Here is a 20,031-nt window from a genome sequence, read left to right on the forward strand (position 1 = left end):
TGACCGGGGCCTCTGTTTTTTTACTTTATTCCGCTGAATAGTAATTCAGTTTATCTCTGAGCTCGGACTCTGGTCTCAGACCAACCAGGGTTTCCACAACCTCACCGTCCTTGAACAGCTTCATGGTCGGGACACTCATGACGCGGTATTCTGTGGCCAGGGCGCTGTTTTCGTCAATATCAACCTTGACGATCTTCACTTTGCCGCTCATTTCCTCAGACAGCTTATCTACAATGGGTGTTAAAGCCTTACAGGGGCCGCACCAGGTCGCGAAAAAGTCGACCAGGACAACGCCTTTATGCTCTAAAACTTCGCTCTTAAACTCGCTTGAATTTACTTTCTTTGCCATTTTAATGCCTCCTATAAATTTTTAATCTGCTGTGCCAGCGCATCCAGCTCTGCGACAGCTTTTTTATTTTCAAGTGCCGGCGTCTCATCGGTGTGGGAAATCTCCACAAAGCCCATGGGTACGGCGTTCAGATTTTTCAAATACCATTCCAGCGTGTACTCCATGCCCTTGAACTGGTGTCCGTAGGCCGGGGCGCCGCCCACTCCGATAAAAATGATTTTCTTATTCGGAATATGGGAATGATCTTCCAGATTATAGATCATCTGGGTCCTGTCAATAACGGTTTTCAGCTTGGAAGGAAAGGCGGTAAAGTACACAGGGCTCGCAATGACCAGCAGATCACAGTCCATAAAATCGTCATAGATCCATGTCATATCATCGTCTTTGATCACGCACTCTCCCTGATGGGGAATGCAGTAATCACAGCCCTTGCAGTGCTCCACGTGCACCTTGTTTACATTGATGAGGCGAAGCTCGTTATTCTCCCGGATCTGTTCCAGAAAATAATTCAGTATTTTATTGGTGTGGCCATTATTCCGATGGCTTCCCATAATCGCGGTAATCTTCATTCTTTTCTCCTCGTCCTGTTGGTAACTCTATCCTAAACCCTTTAACAGGAAATGTCAATATGACTTCCCGTTTCGGTTTTTTCCACAATAATTTTGGTATCAATCCGGTCCTTGAGCTCTTCGACATGAGAGATAATGCCCACTGTACGGCCGTCATTTTTGATGGCCAGCAGACAGCTGATGGCATTATCAAGGGCCTCTGGGTCCAGGGTGGCAAAACCTTCATCAATAAAAATAGTATCCAGTGAGATGCCGCCTGCGTAGGACTGGACAATATCTGAAAGTCCGAGGGCCATGGACAGTGCCGCCATAAAGGTTTCCCCGCCCGACAGGGTGTTCGCGCTGCGGCGCAGCCCGGTATAGGCGTCAACCACCTCGATTTCAAGGCCGCGGTTGCCGGATTGCCTGAAGTCACCCATGACCTCCAGACGGTAACGTCCTGAGGACATTCTTTCGAGAAAAACATTGGCGCTTTCCAGAATATCCTGCAAATATGCAGACAGGATATACCGCTCAAAGCTGATCTTTGGTTTTCCGGCCAGAGTGCCTTTGATGGTCTGGTCCAGATGGGTATAAACTCCCTGAAGGCGCTCGACCTCTTTCAGTTCCTGTACCAAACCCTCTATTTTCCCGATCTGCTGACGGTTCTGGGCGATCTTTTCATTCAGAATCGTTATATCCCGGCGGCAGCCTTCGATCTGCGCTTCCAGTGCCTGCTGGTCTTCACGGTAACGCGTAAGCTCAACGGGTTTCTTATCCCTGAGCCCGTCCTCAAGCTCCTGCACCCTTTCGGCAGTGCTTTTGAGGTTAAACCGGTACTGCTCCAGCCCGGCTTCCATTGCCTGGATCGCTTCATCACTCATGTTATGGCAGCCCGCATAGATTTCCGGTGTAAGCCCCGCATCTCTGAGGGCTCCCCTGTAGTCTTCATTCAGCTTGATTTCTTCCTCGGCTGCCTTTTCCAAAGCCTGACTGCCATTTTTGAAGTTAGCTGTCTGTACGGCTTCCTCCTGCAGCAGCTTCTGGTGATTCTCCTGAATGTTATCTTTATACCCCTTCTTTTCAGCGATTAACGCGCTGGTATTGCGCTCAAAGCTTTCAACTTTTTTTAAAAACGCCTTTGGGTTTTCTATTTCGGGCGGAAATCTTAAAGCCTCCGCCAGATTGGTTATCTGTTCCTCCATCTGGGAGAGCTGCCCGCGCAGCAGCCCAGTTTCTTCCCGGGCTTCCCTCAGCTGTCCCTCCAATGCCCCGTAGCTTTCCAGCTGCGTTTTCAGTTTCTTTGCCACAGATTCCAGACCGCCTTTTTCCTTCTGCCTGGCCTTGAGCTCCTTCTCAGCATTCTGACACCTGGCGTGCAGAACCTCAAAGCTCTCCTCCAGATGCTTTTGCAGCATGGTCACTTCCGCTTTATCTGGAAGCACATTATCCACGGTATCCATCATTTCCGCAAGGCGGCCTGAGAGCTCTTTCTGGCGTGTCTCGATTTCTTTTCGCTGCAGGGTACCTTCATTCTTCAGGGAGCCGCTTTTAATTTTGAGTGTATTCAAAGCCTCTGTCGTCTCTGCGAGGGCCGACGCATCGACAGACTCCCGGGACTCGGCCTTCTGGGGATGATGGACGCTGCCGCACACCGGACAGGGCTGTCCCTCCTCAAGCCCTGCGGCCAGTCCCGCGGCGGTTTGCTGCCGCTGCTTCTCAATTAAAGCCTGATAAACGGCCTCCTGTGCCTTGATGCGGTTCTGGTTTTCCTTCCATTCCTTTCTCAGGACTGTAATCCGGCGCTCACGGTTTTCGATGACACTGTAAATTTCCAGCGCCTCCTCCACCCGCTTCTGCCGGCTTGTCAGATTTTCAAGCTCGTGGCCGCTTCGCTGAAAAGCTTTTTCCAGCTCGAATATTTCCTTATCCAGCGTGTAGCTCTCATGCTCCAGCTTTTTTAAGGACTCACTGTCTTCCTGCTGGCGTTTCCCTTTTTCCTCGAGCTGTGCCAGCTCCCCGCTTCGTTCTTGTAATCCGGTATGCTTTTCCTCAAAGGCACGCAGGCTTTCGGACAGCCTCTTTTCAATGTCGAGCTTTTCCTGAAGCTGCTCAACAACCGCGCTGTATTCGGGTGCACTGACTGCCTCATATTCTGCTTTTGATTTTTCAAGGTCTTTCTGGCAATCCTCCAGCCGCTCTTTAATCATTTCAAGCTCTGCCGCAGCCCCTTCCTTCTTGCGGTAGGCCCGGTTCCAGGCTTCCTCATAGGGTTTGACCGACAGTGCCTTCTTTGAAAGGGCCAGGGCCTTTTCTCTTTCCCGGATAACAGCCTGCTCATCCTCCAGCGCCTTCAGGCGTTTCTTCTGATTCTCCAGCTGTTCAAACCGGCTGTTAATCTGCTCGCCGGCAACCAGAGTGATGCGCAGCTGCTCCAGTGACTGGACAGCCTCTTTCTCCTGTTCTGCCAGAGCCCTGATTTTAGCCGTGTCAGCCTCGATTTCTTTCCGGGTTAAATCCAGCACGTAATCCATGGTTTTATCATTCTGTGCCAGAGTGTCCGCCAGAACTGAGTTTCCGCTGCATTTAATATGCTGGCGCTCTGTCTCCATCTCAACACTTAAGTCATTGTGGCGCCCCCGGATTTCCCGCAGGCCTGAGGCCACCTTATCCTTAAGGTTATTGTACAAATCCATCCGAAAAATACTTTTCAAGAGCTCAACCCGCTCCTCTTCCTTCGCTTTCAGAAGACGGCTGAACTCGCCCTGGGGCAGCATGACAATCTGACGGAACTGGTTGGCATTGATGCCGAGGATTTCCTGGATCTTTTCTCCCACCTCAGCCACTGAGGCGGAAATTAGTTTTTCCTCACCGCCCGTTATCTCGTACAGCGCCGCCTCGTGCTTTTGCCGGGCAATGCCCTGTCCGCGCTCTTTTTTCCGATCCTGCTCAGGGATTCGCCTGATCCGGTAGGTCTTTTCCCGCAGCTCAAAGGTGAAGTCCACCCACATCATTTCCAGCGGGTCGCCAAACTGGCTTTTCATTTCTCTTGACTGCCGGAAAGTGTTGCTGCCCTCGCCGTACAGCGCATAACACAGCCCGTCAAAAATGGTGGTTTTCCCACTGCCGGTGGGGCCGGTAATCAAAAAAAGCTCCTTGTCCAGCCTTGTAAAATCAATCTGCTCTTCCATAAAAGGGCCAAAATGGTGCATGTAAAGGGCAATGGGTTTCATCTTTCTTCCTCCATGGTGGTCTCAAGCAGCTCCGTGATCACTGCCTGCTCGTCCGCCTGCATGGCCTCGCCGTTGACAAAAGTGTAAAAATCCTCGAACAGCTTCAGCGGGTCCTGTATCCGCTCCTTGATACGCCGGCTGCTTTTCTGAGCCTCGGTTTTCTCCCGCTTTTCATAGGCCATTTCCAGCACATTCGGGTAAACCCTGCGGAGCTTGTCCATCGGGTTTACCAACCGCTCCTGATCCTCCAGAATCACCTTCAGGTAATCTTCCCGGCCTTCGGTCTCGTAGGCTTCAAGGGCGGTCAGTTCTTCAAGCCTTCCGTGGATGACACGCAGGTCACGCAGCGGCTTAAAGCTTGCCGGCTCCAGGTTCAGCGTACCCTTTTCACCAAGCTCCACCAGTGTCACGGATTTTTTCTGGTTCCATTCCGAAAAGGAATATTTCAGCAGAGACCCTGAGTAGCGCACCTTATCCCACAGTACCTTCTGCGGCCTGTGCAGATGCCCCAGAGCCACGTAATCAAAGGCTTCAAAGGTCTCGGCGCAAGCGTACTCAATGCCGCCGATCTCAATGGGCCTGACCGAATCGTCAATGGTCTGAATATCCGCCATATTGCCTAAAATCAATCCGTGAGAGACCATGACGTTACGTTTGGATGTATCCATACGCCCTGTAATTTCAGCGGTAATCTCCCGGTACATCTCATCATAGCCCATGGTTTTTTCAAGCTTCATCAGGCTCCGGTATTCCACCGGCTTGATAAAAGGCACTGTCCAAAAACAGACCTCGCCCCACTCATCGCTTAGTGTCACAGGCTCCTGCCCGGGCAGATAATTGCCCGCGATATGAAGCCCCTGCTTTTCAAGGATACCGCCGTTCATGGCCAGCCGCTCACGACCGTCGTGGTTGCCGCCGATGAGCAGAACCGGTATTCCCAGCCTGAGAATAATTTCAGAGAGCACTGTGTCCACCAGCCCCAGCGCCTCTTTAGAAGGGACTGACCGGTCATAGATGTCGCCTGCAACCAGAAGGATGTCTGGCCGCTCCCGGTCAAGCCAGGCGAGCAGCTGTGTGAGCAGCGCCTCCTGATCCTCCAGCAGGCTTTTTTCATTGAGTGTCCGGCCAATATGCCAGTCTGAGGTGTGTAGTATTTTCATGATCGTTCTCCTTTATGTCAAGTATAGCGGATTCAGGCAAAAAACACAAAAGCCGGAGTAAGAATACTCCGGCTGGTTTGTAAAAATTTTGAAAGAGGGTAACTTGTTTACTTCATTATCATACTGCTTTTTGCTTAATTGCCCCTTAAACTTTTTTGGCGTTTTTGTTCTGGCTGACCACGCTTTTCAATGCCTTGTGAAATTTGGAGGAGCATTGAATTTTGGCGCCGCATACCTGGCCGCCCTCGCGGTAGAGCACCACATATTTAGCCTTATTTTCAATCCGGGCAACGGTATAATTCTTAACCTTGCCGTTAATCCCCTTAAAAGCTTCTTCCGGTACCACATCAAACATTGCCTTGACCGGAATATCTGCAATTTCCTTGCGCCAGAAAAAGATTTTCCGCTCAATGTTCAGGCTCTGATGCGTCAGCAGCATAAAGAACCCGGTGGTAATGAACCTGAGAATCACGACAAACACTACAATCATCACGATCAGAGCCGCGATACCGATCCCTGTTTTTAAAGCGTAGTCATCCATCTGGCTGATGGAGCGGTTATAAATAAATACATAGGCCACGACAAACAGCCCGATGAGTATCATTCCAATGGCGCTGAACTCACGGCTGCGGACCTCTTCTCTTGCTTTAACTGCCATAATAATCTCCCTTGATAATCGATTCTTTTCAATTATCATACCCGATTTAGGGAAGTTTTGCAAGGCCGCCGGAAACCGCAAAAAATAAAAAATCCCCGGCAATCCAGGGACTTATTCAAAAGCCTTAATTAAGCTTCCGGTGAAAATTCATCTTTGCTGACGCCGCATTCCGGGCAAACCCAATCTTCCGGCAGATCAGCGAAAGCTGTTCCAGGAGCTACACCATTATCAGGATCACCTACAGCGGGATCATAAACATAACCACAGATATCACATACATATTTTTGCATTTTTTTCTCCTCCTTCGAAGGTCTAGAATTTATTTATCTTGTATATACCCCGGAGAATTTGATTTTAAACTCCGTTACCGCAATTATAACGAAATTTTCGCTATTTTTCAATGGAAACTTAAACATTTCGGGATTTTAAGGTATAATAGTTTTCGACACTTGTCATCGGAGGCGCTTATGCAAAAAATAAAACCCTATCTGGCTATTTCTTACACCCTGGTTTTTTGGGGCATTTCTTTTATCAGTACAAAAATCTGTCTTCAGGCTTTTTCGGTATACGCTTTAATTTTCGGACGCTTTGCCATCGCGGCGATTATTCTGTTTCTGGTCAAGCGAAAGCTCGAACCCGAGCAGCGGCTTCTGAAAAAGGATCTTCCCCGCGTTTTACTCGCAGGGCTTATCGGCTTTACCGGCTATTATGTGTTTGAGGCTGTGGGTGTAGACCTGACCGGAGCCTCCATGGCCTCCATATTATTGAGCCTTGTTCCAATTTTTTGTATGCTCATTGACACGGTAATTTTAAAGCAGCGATTTACTCTCATAAAGGCAGGCGCCGTGGCCTTTTCCGTAGTGGGCGTTGTCATGATTGTGGGGCTTTCTGAAATTGAGATCAACCCCTGGGGATGCGGCGCCATGATTTTATCGGGCCTCGGCTGGCTTTTATATAATTATCAGGCTAAACCCCTTTACAGCCGTTATACAGGGCTGGATATCACCACCTACCTCTCGGCCTGCATCGCGGGGGTTACACTGCCTCTCTCCCTCGCCTTCCCGCCGGATTTCAGCCTTTTTACCGGAGAGATCATCATCAATTTCCTGTTTTTGGCTGTACTGGTCTCCGCCACAGCCAACCTCACCTACATGTATGCTCTGAAGAGCATTCCCATTCTTACAGTGACCATCCTCGTCAATTTTGTACCGGTTGTCACCATTATCTTCAGCGCTATCGTGCTCGGCGAGACATTCACAGCGCTTCAGCTGCTCGGCGCGGCCCTGGTTATTGCGTCGGTCTGTCTGACCGCTCTGCCGGAAAAACCTGCGGGCAATTCTGAAAATGAAATCGAACCTGAAGGCTGATTTCATTTTTGAATTTATACTTAACGATAGATTTTTTCTTCTGCCGGAGAGCTCGTTGCGTTTTCCGGCTTTTATTTTGCTTTTCAGCGCCTGTAAATGTCTCTATCCTTCCTTATTATATATGAGTAAACCATTTCCTTCAAAATAGACTTGTTTTTATTTTTCGTAAAATATCAAAAATTTTAAAATAGAAATCTGAAAACAAGGATAAAAATCGTCATATTTCATCTTTGAAATCCTTTAAAATATATTTTTACAAAAAACGGCTGATTCTAGCCATTCCTTTACTTTTGATTTTTTGGCACGGGACTTGCGTTATATAAAGGCATAAGAAAAAACACATAATGATCATGGAGGGTAATGATTATGACACGTAACTTTTATTCCAATTTATTCACTCGCAAAGAGGACATTGAACTCATTCACGACAAAAGCTTATATCTGCTCGCAAATAAGGGGATTTTATTTGATAACGAAGAAGCTCGTGATATTTTAGCAAAAGCAGGCTGTAAAGTAGACGGCAAGATCGTTTATATCGACAAAGACCTGGTTGAAAAATGTGTGGCTCTGGTTCCAAAGACCTTTGATATGTATTCAAGAGGTATGAAATTCACAACAGGCGTTGGGCAGGAAATGATGGTTCAGTCTTCACTGGGTCCAGTCAATGTTCTGGATAACGGCGAATACCGCAAGGCCAACGCAGAAGATTATATCAACTTCATTAAAATTCATCAGGACAGCGACATCATGCACCTGATCGACGCGGACATCGTCGTACCAAACGATATTCCGACAAAGATCCATACCGAATGGACCACCCTGGCAAACTTGAAATACTCCGATAAATTAATCGGCGGTCACAACGGTACAAAAGAACGCTGTGAAAAATTCATCAAGCTGGTTCAGGACTTCAATGACGATCACGAACATTGCCAGACCATTACGCTGGCCACCAACTCCGCTCCATTTGCATGGAACAAGGAAATGTGTGATACCATCATCACCTACGCCAGAATGGGCCAGGCCCTGGTTATCACAGGCGTTGGCTTAGCCGGTATGACTTCCCCACCGACCCTGGCTTCCACCACTGTTCAGAACAACACCGAACTGCTGGCCGGCCTTGTGTTATCTCAGCTTGTTCAGCCGGGCGCACCGGTTATCTACCAGTTAAGCTCTCTTGAATGTGACTTAAGATACTCTCTGTGCGTATGCGGCGGACCGGAAACCTTCCAGTCCTTCTGTACCATGCGTGAACTGGCAGACTTCTACGGACTGCCCTGCCGCGCCAACGGCTGTCTCGCGGACGCCAAACAGGATGACTATCAGAGCGGCGCTGAATCCATGCTGATCTGCTTATCCGGCTATATGGTAGAACCTGAACAGTTATACATGCTCGGCGGCATCTTAGATTCCTACGGCGCTTTAGGCTATGAAAAATATATGCTCGACGAACAGACTGCCCGTATTGTCAAACATCTCTTAAAGGGAACCACCATCAATGACCAGACACTCCTGATGGACAAAATGGAAAAAGTTGAACATAAAACAAACTACATCGCCCGTACCAACAAACTGTACAAGGCAGACTATTTCCTGCCGCCACTGTACAACCGCCAATCCATCGGCAACTGGGAAGCTGCCGGCAGTCCAACTGTACAGGAACTGGCTCGTCAGGCATGGAAAGACCGCGTAGCCAACTACGAACTACCGACCAAACTTGAAGCATTCCAGGAAAAACTGATTGCAGACTTGATTCCTGAAGAATTCATGTTCTAAATTCCTTAACAATAACTAACCCATTTCATTAGTGCAAAATAGGGATTCGGCAATACCAGAACTTATTTTGCACTAATTTTTTATCAAGGAGAGAGGAGACCTATGATGAATAACAGTGTTACCAACAAGGATAACTTAAGCAAATTCAGGACAATGCTGATTGTGTTCCTGGTCAGCTTCGGTTCTGCCGTTCTTTTTCAGATTATTTACTTCCGTTTTTCATTTTACGACACCATGATGACCAGCCTGAACATTAACAATGCCCAGCTCGGCGCTACCGGTGGTATCTATGGCCTGGTCGCCACGATCTGCTATCTTCCGGGTGGGATTATCGCAGACAAAATCCGGGCAAAATACCTCGCTTCGATTGGTTTTTTCACTACCGCTGCCGTTATCTGCTGGTTTGCGACGCTTCCGTCTTACACCAGCATCATGATTATTTTTGGCCTTCTCGGTGTTACCAGTACCCTTATTTTCTGGGGTATCCGTTATAAACTGATCCGTCTGGTCAGCGATGACACCACCTATTCTCGAAATATTGGCCTGAGCTACGGGATCTACGGCGTCGGCGGTCTGCTTCTGGGCTTCGTCTCACAGCAGATTTTTAACGCTTTCGTATCCGATTCTGCGGCTGGTTTTGTGGTTGTCTTAATTGTCAGCGCTATTTTAAATGTTATTTTTGGTATCGCCACCTTGCTCTTTGTTCCAAAATTTGACGATGAAATCAAAGATGGACAGGGTTTTAACCTCAATGAATTTAAAGAGGCCATCAAGCATCCTGGCGTTTGGCTGACCACTGCGTCCATGTTCTTTGTCTACTGCGCCTACGCCGCAATGGCCTACACGACACCATACCTGACGGATGTTTTCGGCGCTTCCATGGGCATTACCTCAACCGTCGGCATGATCCGTACTTACGGGATCGCTTTGCTTTCTGCGCCGATCATTGGCAGCATTGCTACAAAAATCAATTCGCCGGCCAAGGTATTAATTCTGATTATGGCCTTAACTGCTATCTGCTCAGCCATTCTGATTTTCCTACCGACAACGGCTGCGCTTTTAATGATCGCCATTGTTTTAATTCTGGCCATTGGTTTCTTCCTGACCGGCGCTTACGGCGTTGCCTCCTCCCAGTTTACCGAATCCGCTGTGCCAACCACTATCTTCGGCGCCGCTACGGGTATCCTGTCGGTTATCGCCTTTATTCCTGATATGTTTGTACCGGTTATCACTGGTAACTGGCTGGATCAGCATCCAGGTATGCTTGGCTATCAGATGAGTTTTGGCTGCTTCTTGATTGCGGCTTCTGTCATTGCAGTACTCTGCTCTGTGGCTGTTCGCATCTATGTTAAGAAAAAGAATATTCAACCTGAAAATAAATAGTAAACACATGAGCGGGGAGGGCATTGCCTTCCCCCAAAAATATAAAATAGCCTGTTTACCATAATTTATCCGTTAAATCATTGGACTAAACCATCAAATCGTAGTAAGATACAATTATCTTACGAATATAAGTGTGTGATTGTGAAAGACAGAAGGGGGCGGACTTATGAAAAAATTTAAAATCGACAAATGGGCTATTATTATTACGCTGGTCATCGTGCTGGCACTCAGTATCTACATTGTACTCCTGCCGGAACAGGCAACTTCAACGCTCAATAACCTGCGCGTTTTTACAACATCCAAAATGGGTTTTTACTTTGTTTTGATTACCATTGGCATTTTTGCTGTAAACATCAGCCTTGCCTTCTCTAAATATGGAAATATCAAACTCGGCAAGGGCGATCCAAACTACAAAACCTTTAGCTGGATTGCCATGATCTTTTGTGCCACCATGGGCACCAGTATTCTGTACTGGGCCACATTGGAATGGGTTTATTACTATACTGGTCCGCCGATGGGGCTGGACCCGCAGAGTATGGCCGCCGCGGAGGTTGCCGTATCCTACAGTTTTTTCCACTGGGGTATTCCCGCCTGGGGGATATATGCCATTGGCACCATTCCCATTGCTTACCGCTACTACATCCGCCAGAAAGACGGCCTTTCTCTGGCCGGCGGCTGTGAAGGGGTTACAGGCGGAAAGCCTGTCTGGAATAAAATCATCAATATCGTTTTTATTTTTGGTATTGTATCCGGCATTATCATCAGCTTTGGAACAGGGATTCCAATGCTGGTCAACAATCTGCACAACAGCGTTGGGACGCCTGATACCTTCATTATGCAGGTAATCATGGTGGTGGTCGTCACTTTTATCTTTACGCTCAGCTCATATGCGGGTCTTGACAAGGGAATGAAGTTCTGTTCAGATTCTACAACATACCTCTTTTTTATCCTTCTGGCTTTTGTATTCATCTTCGGGAATCCTTTATTCCAGATTGAAAATACCATTAAAAGTCTCGGGCTCATGATCAATAACTTTGTTCCGATGATCTTTGAGACAGAACCCATTGTCAAAACCGGATTTACTGCGGACTGGACGGTCTTTTACTGGGCCTGGTGGATTACACTGGCGCCTTGGATGTGGATTTTTATCGCAAAAATCTCCAAGGGCCGCACCATCAAGCAGGTCGTGCTTACCATATCCCTGGCCGGTCTCATCAGCACGGTGCTGTTCTTTGGTATTCTTTCAAACTACGGCTTGAATTTACAGCTGACCGGACAGTTTGACTTTGTCTCAATTCTGCAGAACCAGAGTCCTGAACAGGTCATCTCATCGGCCATTATGGCCTTGCCGCTCGGCAAAATCGTGCTCTTTGTCTGGTTCATCGTCGGCCTGATGCTGCTGGTCACCACATTGGACTCCGCTGTGTTTACACTGGCGGCAGCCTCAGTCACCAACCTGAAAACCGATGAAATCCCGCCTAAGAGTCTGAAGCTTTTCTGGGCTGTCATCATCGCTGCGATTCCGCTGTGCCTGATGTTCGCCAAGGCTCCGCTGGATTCGCTTAAATCGACCATTATCATTACGGCGCTTCCGGTTTCCATCACGCTGATTTTCTGTATCATTTCCATTTTCAAATGGCTGAAGCAGGATTACGGCGATATGACAAGGGATGAAATCACCCGCAAGGAAAAGGAAACGGTTCCTGACTTCCCTGAAAAAGAACCGCTCTCCCCGAGTTCATGTGAAAAAGCAAGTGTGATCGATGCTTTGAATGAACACGAGTGATTTTCATAAAGCCTGGATGTTTTTACAGCATCCAGGCTTTATTAGTAACTTTAATGAAGGATCATTGGACAAAACGCCAAAAATATAGTAAAATAATAATACCTTGCGAATGTAAAGATTTTCCTAGCTAGCTTATCTTTGCATATCAAAGGAGGTATAACCCATGAAAAAATATAAAATTGACAAATGGGCAATCATTATCACTCTGGCACTGGTTGCTGTCTTCAGTGTATATATTATACTGATGCCTACAGCAGCGACGGAAATTCTGAATAATATTCGAATTTTCATTACAACCAAGATGGGCGTTTACTTTATTGTAATCACCATCGGTATCTTCGTCTTTAACTTTGCCGTGGCTTTTTCCAAATTTGGGAATATCAAACTTGGCAAAGATAAACCGGAGTACAAAACCTTCAGCTGGATCGCCATGATCTTCTGCGCGACGATGGGTGCTGCGCTTTTGTACTGGGCCGTTCTCGAATGGGTCTATTACTACATTACGCCGCCTGAGGGCATTACACCTGAAAGTATTGCTGCCGCGCAGGTCGCTGTATCCTACAACTTTTTCCACTGGGGCGTTCCCGCCTGGGGAATCTATGCCATCGGCACCATTCCTCTTGCCTACCGTTTTTATGTCCGCAGACAGGAGGGCCTCTCCTTGGCAAACGGCTGTGAAGGTGTTACCGGCGGCCGGCCAATCTGGAATAAAATCATCAATATTATTTTTATTTTTGGAATCGTTTCAGGTATTATTTTAACCTTCGGAACAGGGGTTCCAATGCTGGTCAACAACCTGCACACCAGTCTCGGCACACCCGATAACTTTATCATGCAGGTCGTTATGGTGATTGCGGTCACCATATTCTTTACTGCCAGTTCCTACGCAGGGCTCGACAAAGGAATGAAATTCTGTTCAGACTCCACCATTTACCTGTGTTTCTTTTTACTGGCTTATGTCTTTATTTTCGGCGGGCCTCAATTCCAGCTGGAAAATACCATCAAGAGCTTTGGCATGATGCTCACCAACTTTGTGCCCATGATCACTGAAACCGAGCCCATCGTCAAGACCGGTTTTACAGCGGACTGGACAGTCTTTTACTGGGCCTGGTGGATTACGCTGGCGCCTTGGATGTGGATCTTCATTGCCAAAATCTCCAAAGGGCGCACCATCAAAGAGGTTATTCTGTGTATCACCGGCGCAGGCATGCTCAGCACGCTTTTGTTCTTTGGTGTATTATCCAACTACGGACTCCAGCTTCAGCTTACCGGTTCCTTTAACTTTGTTGAAATCCTCCAGACCCAGAGTCCGGAACAGGTTATTTCAACGGTTATCGCGGCCTTGCCGCTCGGTAAGATCGTCTTGCTTGTCTGGTTCCTCACTGGCACCATGCTGCTCATCACGACTCTGGATTCCGCTGTCTTTACTTTGTCTGCGGCTTCTATCAAAAACATCAAGGATGACGAAATCCCACCGAACCATCTCAAACTGTTCTGGGCCATTGTCATCTCCGCAATTCCACTGTGCCTGATGTTTGCTAAGGCGCCGCTGGATTCTCTGAAATCGGCCATTATTATATCAGCGCTCCCGGTGTCTGTAACACTCATCCTCTGTGTTGTATCTCTGTATAAATGGATGAAAAAAGACTTTGGCAGCCTGACACGGGCGCAGATTATCGAAAAGGAAAAAGACCCCACACCAGATTTTGAACCCGGCGATTTTACCTTACCCGAAAAGGGTAAAAAACCAAAAGAAGAGGAAACTCTGACCGAATAAAAAAGGGACTGCTGTCCGTTGATTAAAATCATAGTACAGCAGTCCCTTTTTATTTCGTTTTCCTTATTAAAACCACGGCGCTGGCAATAACGCCGATGATCAGAAACATCGCTGCCAGACCGCCGATATTGGACAGCATTTTTATTCCTGTCAGCCCGTCACCGATCCCCATCATAATCCATGTAACGATACCGACAATGACGCCCCACACAACCTTGAGGTATGCCGGACTGTCCACTGTTTCGCTTTTTGACTGGCGGCAGCACAGATTGGTAATGGCAACCGTCGAAGAATCCGCCGCAGTCACAAAGGAGATCAATACTGCCGCAAGATAAACCGGGACCATGAGCTCCGCCATTGGCAGATTTTTGAAAAGCTGGTAAATAACATTCTCATAGCCCAGCTGGTAGGCCTCCACTAATCCACATCCCGGCGTGTTAAACAGAATATTTACCGTTGCGCCGGAGATAATCATAAACCACAAGACACTGAACAGTGCCGTAAGAAGCAGATTCATTTTTATGATCTCCCGGATAGTTCTTCCATAGCTGATCTGCCCGAGAAACACAGCCGTGATGGGCGTCCAGGCCATCCAGTTACCAAAATAGTACATGGTCCAGTTCTTAGTCCAGGGATCATGCTCCAAGACACCCGTAAAGAGTGCGCCGGAGAAAAAAGTATCTAAAAACTCCCCTGCTCCTTCAATCCCAAAGGATACAATAAAGAGCGTCCCGCCAAAGCACAGGATAAACAAAAGAATAAAAATGTATATTCCAACATTGATATTTGATAAAAGTGTAATCCCTTTTTTTATACCTGAAATGGCCGAGATAACAGAAATCCCGCCTACAAGGACAATAATCACAAGCCAGACCGCCGGGTTAGACGGCAAACCAAAAAGCCTGCCCAAACCACTGTTAATGCTTAAGGTTCCAATGCCAAGGGACGCTGAAAGACCTGTCACCAGTGAAAAAACACAGACCACATCAATGAGTCCGTTTATCCTTCCCCGGCGCTTTTCAGAAATCAATGGCGCCATCATCGACCCAATGGAAAAAGAAGCCTTCATATTATAGCAGCCATAGGCGAACATCACCGCCAGCAGGGTATACATGGCGTAGGGCAGCACCGTCCAGTGCCTGTAAATTGCCGCCATGGCAAAACGAGCCGACTCTGCGGTCATTGCAGTGATACCGCTTGATTCTGGAGGGTACAGAATATGCTGTACCGGTTCAGCCGCTCCCCAGAATACAATCCCTGCTGCAATGGTCGTCCCGAGCGTTACTGTGAACCAGTTCCAGTTCGTAAGCTTTGGTTTAGCCGTGGGACCGCCAATTCTAACCTTGCCCAGCGGCGAAAAATAAATCCATACGCAGACGCCAAGGGAAACCACAGCTGTCAGCAGAAACGCCCAGCCGAAATAATTAAGAATCCAGTCATAAAAAGCTGTGGCCAGAGCGGAAAAACCCGCCCCGTCACAAAGATTCCAAAGGATACATCCAATAAACAATATGGCCGGCGGCAAAAAAACACCCCACCGAATTTGTCTGTATTTCATATGAGCGCCTCTATTCTAAGCATTGAAAGGTCTTTTTATTGCTTACTCCACTTCCGCTGTCTGTTCTTTACTTTTCCGAATTTGTCTGAACAAAACACCAGCCGCTACTAACCCAATGGCGGTCACCACAATCATGTACACAAAGATATGCTGATATCCGCCAATTCCAGGATATTTATCCATCCAGTTACCGATCAGGCTATAAATATAAGCTTCTGGAATGAAGCCGACCAGAGAGACAAAGCCCATTGCTGTACCGCTGTAGGACAGCGGAATTTTCAGTTCATCAATGGCTGCAAAGTAGATCCCTCTGAGCATGAACATTGAAAGTCCTGTTGCCAGCATAAAAGCGATAAATACGCCAAGATACTGAGGATTATTCGGAATGATCATATACGCAGCATAGCAGATAACCGGGATAACGGAGGTGAAAAAGATCACCTTAATGTTTGAACCGATCTTATCCGCAATAAAACCACTGATGAGACCGCCTACAATCGCCATTCCATAAATACGCAGAATTCCCAGAAATGCGGCTGTCGAGGCTGACAGTCCAAAGAATTCTGTTAAATAGGGGGTTAAATAAGAGTAAGACGCATAAATGGAACAGACAGAAAAGACAACAATGGATAAAAGCCAGAGCTTCGGCATTTTAACAACCTTGACAAGATCTTTGACAGACGCTCCTGTTTTTTCTTCCGGGTTATCCGTCGGTTTATTATCATTCAGGCCAAACCATGCAAAAACACCTCCGATGATGGCTAAAATCGCATAGCCTATAATAACCCAGCGCAGCGCCAGATAGTTGGCCCCGGTGGTGTTAAAGATGAACAGTATTACCATCCCATAGAGCACTGGCATAATACCCGTTCCGCTTTCGCGCATTCCAAACAGTCTTCCCTGCTCGCTGCTGTCGCCCAGCTGTCTTGTGGCCTTCAGCATAGCAGCCCAGAAGGTCAATGATGAAAGAACACCGTACATAACATAAATAAAAACAAGCACAGGGTAAGACGGATACGTTGACAATAGCAGTCCAAGAGCGCCTGTTCCCACCAGTGAGAAGGCAATCAGCTTTCTGGCAGACAGGCGGTCAGCCAGGTAACCGCCAGGAAAGTAACCAATCATTGAGATGAAACCAAAAATACTCATCAGCAGACCAAGCTGAGAATTTGAAATATTCATGGCCTCCAGAATCACGTCATAATAATTATAGCTCAAATAGGGAAGTTCATAAATTGTACTTCCCGCAAGAATCAATGCAAAAAGTGCCACATACTTTTTAACTTTCGAGTTTTTAGCAGTGCTATCCATTTTTTTCTCCTAATTTTCTAAATATTTTCCCGATATTCTTCAGGAATATACGGGGCTACAATATCGTTCTGCTCTTTTGTGATTTCCGGCGGCTGATAAGAGGCAATTCTTTCCTTTACTACATTTTCAGCCACTTCTTTTAAGGAGTGCCGTCCTTCGTTCTGCCATACGTTAGGGTCTTGCTTGTTAAAGAATTTTGGCATAACAAATTCTTCGCGGTACATCTTTGGCGTTCTGCCCTTTAAGTAAGAGCCGCGCGGGCCGATTTTCCTGATCAAATCAAAGCAGCCTTTTTCTTCGGAGGTATCAATTCCAGCGGCCATTCGTCTTGCGTAGAGCAAGGTGTCTTCATCCAGCATATATTTTTCGTAGCTGAAGATATTAAAGGAGCCCATAATACCGCAGGCGTGAAGGATCAGGTCAACGCCGGATTCATAGGTCGCGTTTAACACCAGCATAGATTCCGCGCCAGTCTGGTAGTCCAGATCCTTTGCGTCGCTCAGGCTTCCGCCGCTTCGGCATGGCATTTTATAATAGTCCGCCATGGCTACAGCCGCATAGACCATTAAAGCGGTCTCCGGTGATCCGATGCTCAAAAGAATACTTCTCAAATCCGTAGAGGCTGAGGTATTTCCGTAAATGACCGGCACTCCCGGACAGGCAAGCTGTGCCAGCGTTAAGCCCGCCAGTATTTCTGCGTTGGTCAGGCTTACAGTTGCAAAAACAGATGGCGGTGAGGTTAAAGCCGGCATCGCGCAGGGTGTAAACCAGATTGGCTGCTTTTCAGCACAGAAGGCCAGCATCTTTTCAATAGGTGCAAAATCATAGCAAAGCGGCGATAAGGAATTGACACAGAAGGAATTAACATAGCGCTCCTGTTCCTCTACTCCTTCAAAGGCCTTGATGATTTTAAGGCTTTTTACCGTTGTGTCAAAAAGCTCCTCATGCGGTACTGAAAAGGTATCCGGGTCAAAGCAGGCGATCTGCGGGCTGTATTTTAAAAGCATGCCAACATTCGAAAAAATTTTCTGTTCTTTTGTAAAATTAGTAGTATCCGCGAAATAGTCCATGTAATTATAATCTGTTGCCGGACTGGTAGACGCCAGTTTGAAAATATTGATGGTATCCTCATTGCGCATACGGCGGATGGAATTATGGTCCTCGACATATACTGCACCACAGGCAGGCATATTAACGCGGCTGCCATCGCCAATGGTGACAGACCCCTTTGTCGAATACAGCTCAAAGGTCTCTGGACACTGTGCTACGGCCTGATTCACCAAATCTTCGCTTATAAAAACAATGTCCTCCTCAATCTCTGCACCATGCTCTTTGAATAATTCTAAAGCTTTTGGATGCTCAAAACGTACGCCGACCTCTTTTAAAATTCTTAGTGACTCTTCGTGGATGCGCTCGATATTTTCTTTCGAAACATAATGACTAAATTTCTTCAACGTTCTCTCTCCTCGTTTTTTCATTCTAAAAATTTAAACCGGTTAATTTTTTGTAACTGTAGGATATCATGATTTTACGATTGTGTCAACACTTTTTTAAACGGGTTAATTTTTATGTTGTAAAAGTTTTGAGAAATGTGATAGAATAAGCACAGCAACACAATTATTGATCAATATCATGAAAAGAGGAAACAATGGAATATAAAAAAAGCAAGGAAACCCGCGATAAGATTTTCAACCTTGCCAAAAAATCATTTTATGAAATTGGATTTAAAAAAACAACGATCCGTAACATTGCAAAAGAAGCCGGCATCAACCACGCATTGGCTTATTACCATTTCAATGGGAAATACGACATTGCCCACCATATTGTTGACGAATTTCACCAGAAGGCAGAGGTAGCCTTTAACAAACTGACGGCCAATATGTCGTTTGAAGATCCGCTTCTTCGCCTTTTAGCCCTCTACCGCTTCGGGCTGCGGGAAATTTATGATAACGAATGGGATTTCAACTTCTATGTCGAGGTTTATCAGCAATCCTACTATGACTCTGATCTTGTGGAAAACTGCGTTAAAATTCTGGATTTTTATCATTATCCCATCGACCGCAAAAAAATTGATATCGCGGTTCTGTCCACCTCCTCCTCATGGGGCCAACTGTATACCAACGAGGATGTTCCCTACAGAGACCACTTCACTCACCGGGATATCATGGATTCCATCGATATCATGCGATGGTCTTATCTGGGTTTTGAACCAGACTTTATCATTGATAAAATAAAGCAGGCTGAGGAACTGCTCGCATCTCTGCCCATTATGAATATCCGCATTTTAGAAAAACAGTGAACAAAAACATCATCTCAGCCACAGCTGAGATGATGTTTTTTAATTCATCTTTCCCAATAACGGGATTCCCTGTATCGGTATAGTTTCCAGAAGCTGCTTTGCCTCCTTTATTTTTTCAAGGACTTCCTCTCTGCTGAAGCCCAGATAGCACCATCTTAAAATATCTGTTGTGTCCCGTATCTCATCCAAATCCACAGGCGAGGACAGCAGCTTCGCATTAAAATAGAGCTGGCTCCAGACGCTGGTTGTCGAGAGCACCGCGATCTCAGCCATTTTTTTATCTACAGACATCCCATGCTCCTGGCACACCAGCATACAGTACTCAACCTGTGATTTATCACAGTATGGTTTTTCATAAGCGTGAAGGTAAAGCTCCAAATCCCTTGGATTCTGATAGATTTCTCTCAAAACTGCCCGAACCAGCAGCAAAGAAAATAAAAACAAATCCTCCTCCGCGTCAATATATTTTTTAAATACCGTTGATGCCCTGTAAAAATGTTCGTCAATAATGCGGTGCGCCAACTCATATTTACTGTCAAAATAATAATAGATCAACGCCTGATTTGTTCCCAGAGCGTCTGCAATTGAACGCATGGTGGTCTTTTTAAATCCCACCTCATAAAAAGATTGTTTGACAGTACTTAAAATCTTTTCTTTTGTTTCCTTACCTTTTTTGTACTCCATAAAATGCCTCAATCAAATAATTTTTGTGTGTTTCTATTATAACATATTCTGACTAAAAAATCTTCAAAAATAATTAAACCGTTTAAATTTTATTCTTGACATACTATAATTATGGCTGTATAATACACTCATGAAAATTAAA

At 46.4% G+C, this 20,031-nt stretch carries 16 protein-coding genes; 6 read left to right on the forward strand and 10 right to left on the reverse strand.

The window, feature by feature from the left end:
- Positions 1 to 25: 25 nt before the first annotated feature.
- The 6 genes from trxA to rd all read right to left on the reverse strand — a co-directional run bounded on the left by trxA (position 26) and on the right by rd (position 6,238).
- Positions 26 to 349, reverse strand: coding sequence for a thioredoxin (trxA, locus tag B2M23_RS02880; RefSeq protein WP_038353269.1), 324 nt, complete (start codon positions 347 to 349; stop codon positions 26 to 28).
- 11 nt (positions 350 to 360) lie between these two features.
- On the reverse strand, positions 361 to 918 hold the full coding sequence (locus tag B2M23_RS02885) for a flavodoxin family protein (protein WP_038353270.1): 558 nt from the start codon (positions 916 to 918) through the stop codon (positions 361 to 363).
- A gap of 41 nt (positions 919 to 959) precedes the next feature.
- Complete coding sequence (locus B2M23_RS02890) at positions 960 to 4,130, reverse strand: AAA family ATPase (protein ID WP_038353271.1); 3,171 nt, start codon at positions 4,128 to 4,130, stop codon at positions 960 to 962.
- Complete coding sequence (locus B2M23_RS02895) at positions 4,127 to 5,290, reverse strand: exonuclease SbcCD subunit D (protein WP_038353272.1); 1,164 nt, start codon at positions 5,288 to 5,290, stop codon at positions 4,127 to 4,129. The genes B2M23_RS02890 and B2M23_RS02895 overlap by 4 nt, the downstream gene beginning before the upstream one ends.
- A 145-nt stretch (positions 5,291 to 5,435) precedes the next feature.
- The gene (locus B2M23_RS02900; protein WP_038353273.1) at positions 5,436 to 5,948 is read right to left on the reverse strand and encodes a hypothetical protein; all 513 of its coding nucleotides are present in this window, start codon (positions 5,946 to 5,948) and stop codon (positions 5,436 to 5,438) included.
- A gap of 128 nt (positions 5,949 to 6,076) precedes the next feature.
- Positions 6,077 to 6,238: a rubredoxin gene (gene rd, locus B2M23_RS02905; RefSeq protein WP_013382779.1), complete on the reverse strand. Its 162-nt coding sequence runs from the start codon at positions 6,236 to 6,238 to the stop codon at positions 6,077 to 6,079.
- Between the two features lie 177 nt (positions 6,239 to 6,415).
- Here rd and B2M23_RS02910 point away from each other — a divergent pair, with 177 nt between their 5' ends.
- From B2M23_RS02910 to B2M23_RS02930, 5 genes are all read left to right on the forward strand, one after another.
- Entirely contained in the window at positions 6,416 to 7,315 is a 900-nt protein-coding gene (locus tag B2M23_RS02910) for a DMT family transporter (protein ID WP_038353274.1), read from the forward strand.
- Positions 7,316 to 7,681: 366 nt separating this feature from the next.
- Positions 7,682 to 9,091 (forward strand): trimethylamine methyltransferase family protein, encoded by a 1,410-nt coding sequence (locus B2M23_RS02915; protein WP_038353275.1) that lies wholly within the window; start codon positions 7,682 to 7,684, stop codon positions 9,089 to 9,091.
- A 102-nt stretch (positions 9,092 to 9,193) separates the two neighbouring features.
- The gene (locus tag B2M23_RS02920) at positions 9,194 to 10,474 is read left to right on the forward strand and encodes an MFS transporter (protein ID WP_227208189.1); all 1,281 of its coding nucleotides are present in this window, start codon (positions 9,194 to 9,196) and stop codon (positions 10,472 to 10,474) included.
- Positions 10,475 to 10,640: 166 nt separating this feature from the next.
- Positions 10,641 to 12,260, forward strand: coding sequence for a BCCT family transporter (locus B2M23_RS02925; protein ID WP_038353277.1), 1,620 nt, complete (start codon positions 10,641 to 10,643; stop codon positions 12,258 to 12,260).
- Between the two features lie 163 nt (positions 12,261 to 12,423).
- Positions 12,424 to 14,037, forward strand: coding sequence for a BCCT family transporter (locus tag B2M23_RS02930; protein WP_038353278.1), 1,614 nt, complete (start codon positions 12,424 to 12,426; stop codon positions 14,035 to 14,037).
- Between the two features lie 49 nt (positions 14,038 to 14,086).
- Here the strand turns inward: B2M23_RS02930 and B2M23_RS02935 are convergent, their stop codons facing one another.
- Genes B2M23_RS02935 through B2M23_RS02945 form a run of 3 tightly spaced genes read right to left on the reverse strand, consistent with a single transcriptional unit; the run spans position 14,087 to position 18,360 of the window.
- Entirely contained in the window at positions 14,087 to 15,595 is a 1,509-nt protein-coding gene (locus B2M23_RS02935) for a BCCT family transporter (RefSeq protein ID WP_038353279.1), read from the reverse strand.
- A 42-nt stretch (positions 15,596 to 15,637) separates the two neighbouring features.
- Positions 15,638 to 16,906 carry an MFS transporter gene (locus B2M23_RS02940; RefSeq protein ID WP_038353280.1) on the reverse strand — a complete coding sequence of 423 codons (1,269 nt, stop codon included), beginning with the start codon at positions 16,904 to 16,906 and terminating at the stop codon, positions 15,638 to 15,640.
- Positions 16,907 to 16,923: 17 nt separating this feature from the next.
- On the reverse strand, positions 16,924 to 18,360 hold the full coding sequence (locus tag B2M23_RS02945) for a trimethylamine methyltransferase family protein (RefSeq protein WP_038353281.1): 1,437 nt from the start codon (positions 18,358 to 18,360) through the stop codon (positions 16,924 to 16,926).
- A gap of 194 nt (positions 18,361 to 18,554) precedes the next feature.
- On the opposite strand from B2M23_RS02945, the gene B2M23_RS02950 reads away from it, so the two are divergent.
- Positions 18,555 to 19,205: a TetR/AcrR family transcriptional regulator gene (locus tag B2M23_RS02950; RefSeq protein ID WP_038353282.1), complete on the forward strand. Its 651-nt coding sequence runs from the start codon at positions 18,555 to 18,557 to the stop codon at positions 19,203 to 19,205.
- Between the two features lie 39 nt (positions 19,206 to 19,244).
- On the opposite strand, the gene B2M23_RS02955 is transcribed toward B2M23_RS02950, so the two are convergent.
- On the reverse strand, positions 19,245 to 19,889 hold the full coding sequence (locus B2M23_RS02955) for a TetR/AcrR family transcriptional regulator (RefSeq protein ID WP_038353283.1): 645 nt from the start codon (positions 19,887 to 19,889) through the stop codon (positions 19,245 to 19,247).
- Positions 19,890 to 20,031: the final 142 nt, after the last annotated feature.

Source organism: Eubacterium limosum (assembly GCF_000807675.2).
Classification (GTDB): Bacteria; Bacillota; Clostridia; order Eubacteriales; family Eubacteriaceae; genus Eubacterium; species Eubacterium limosum.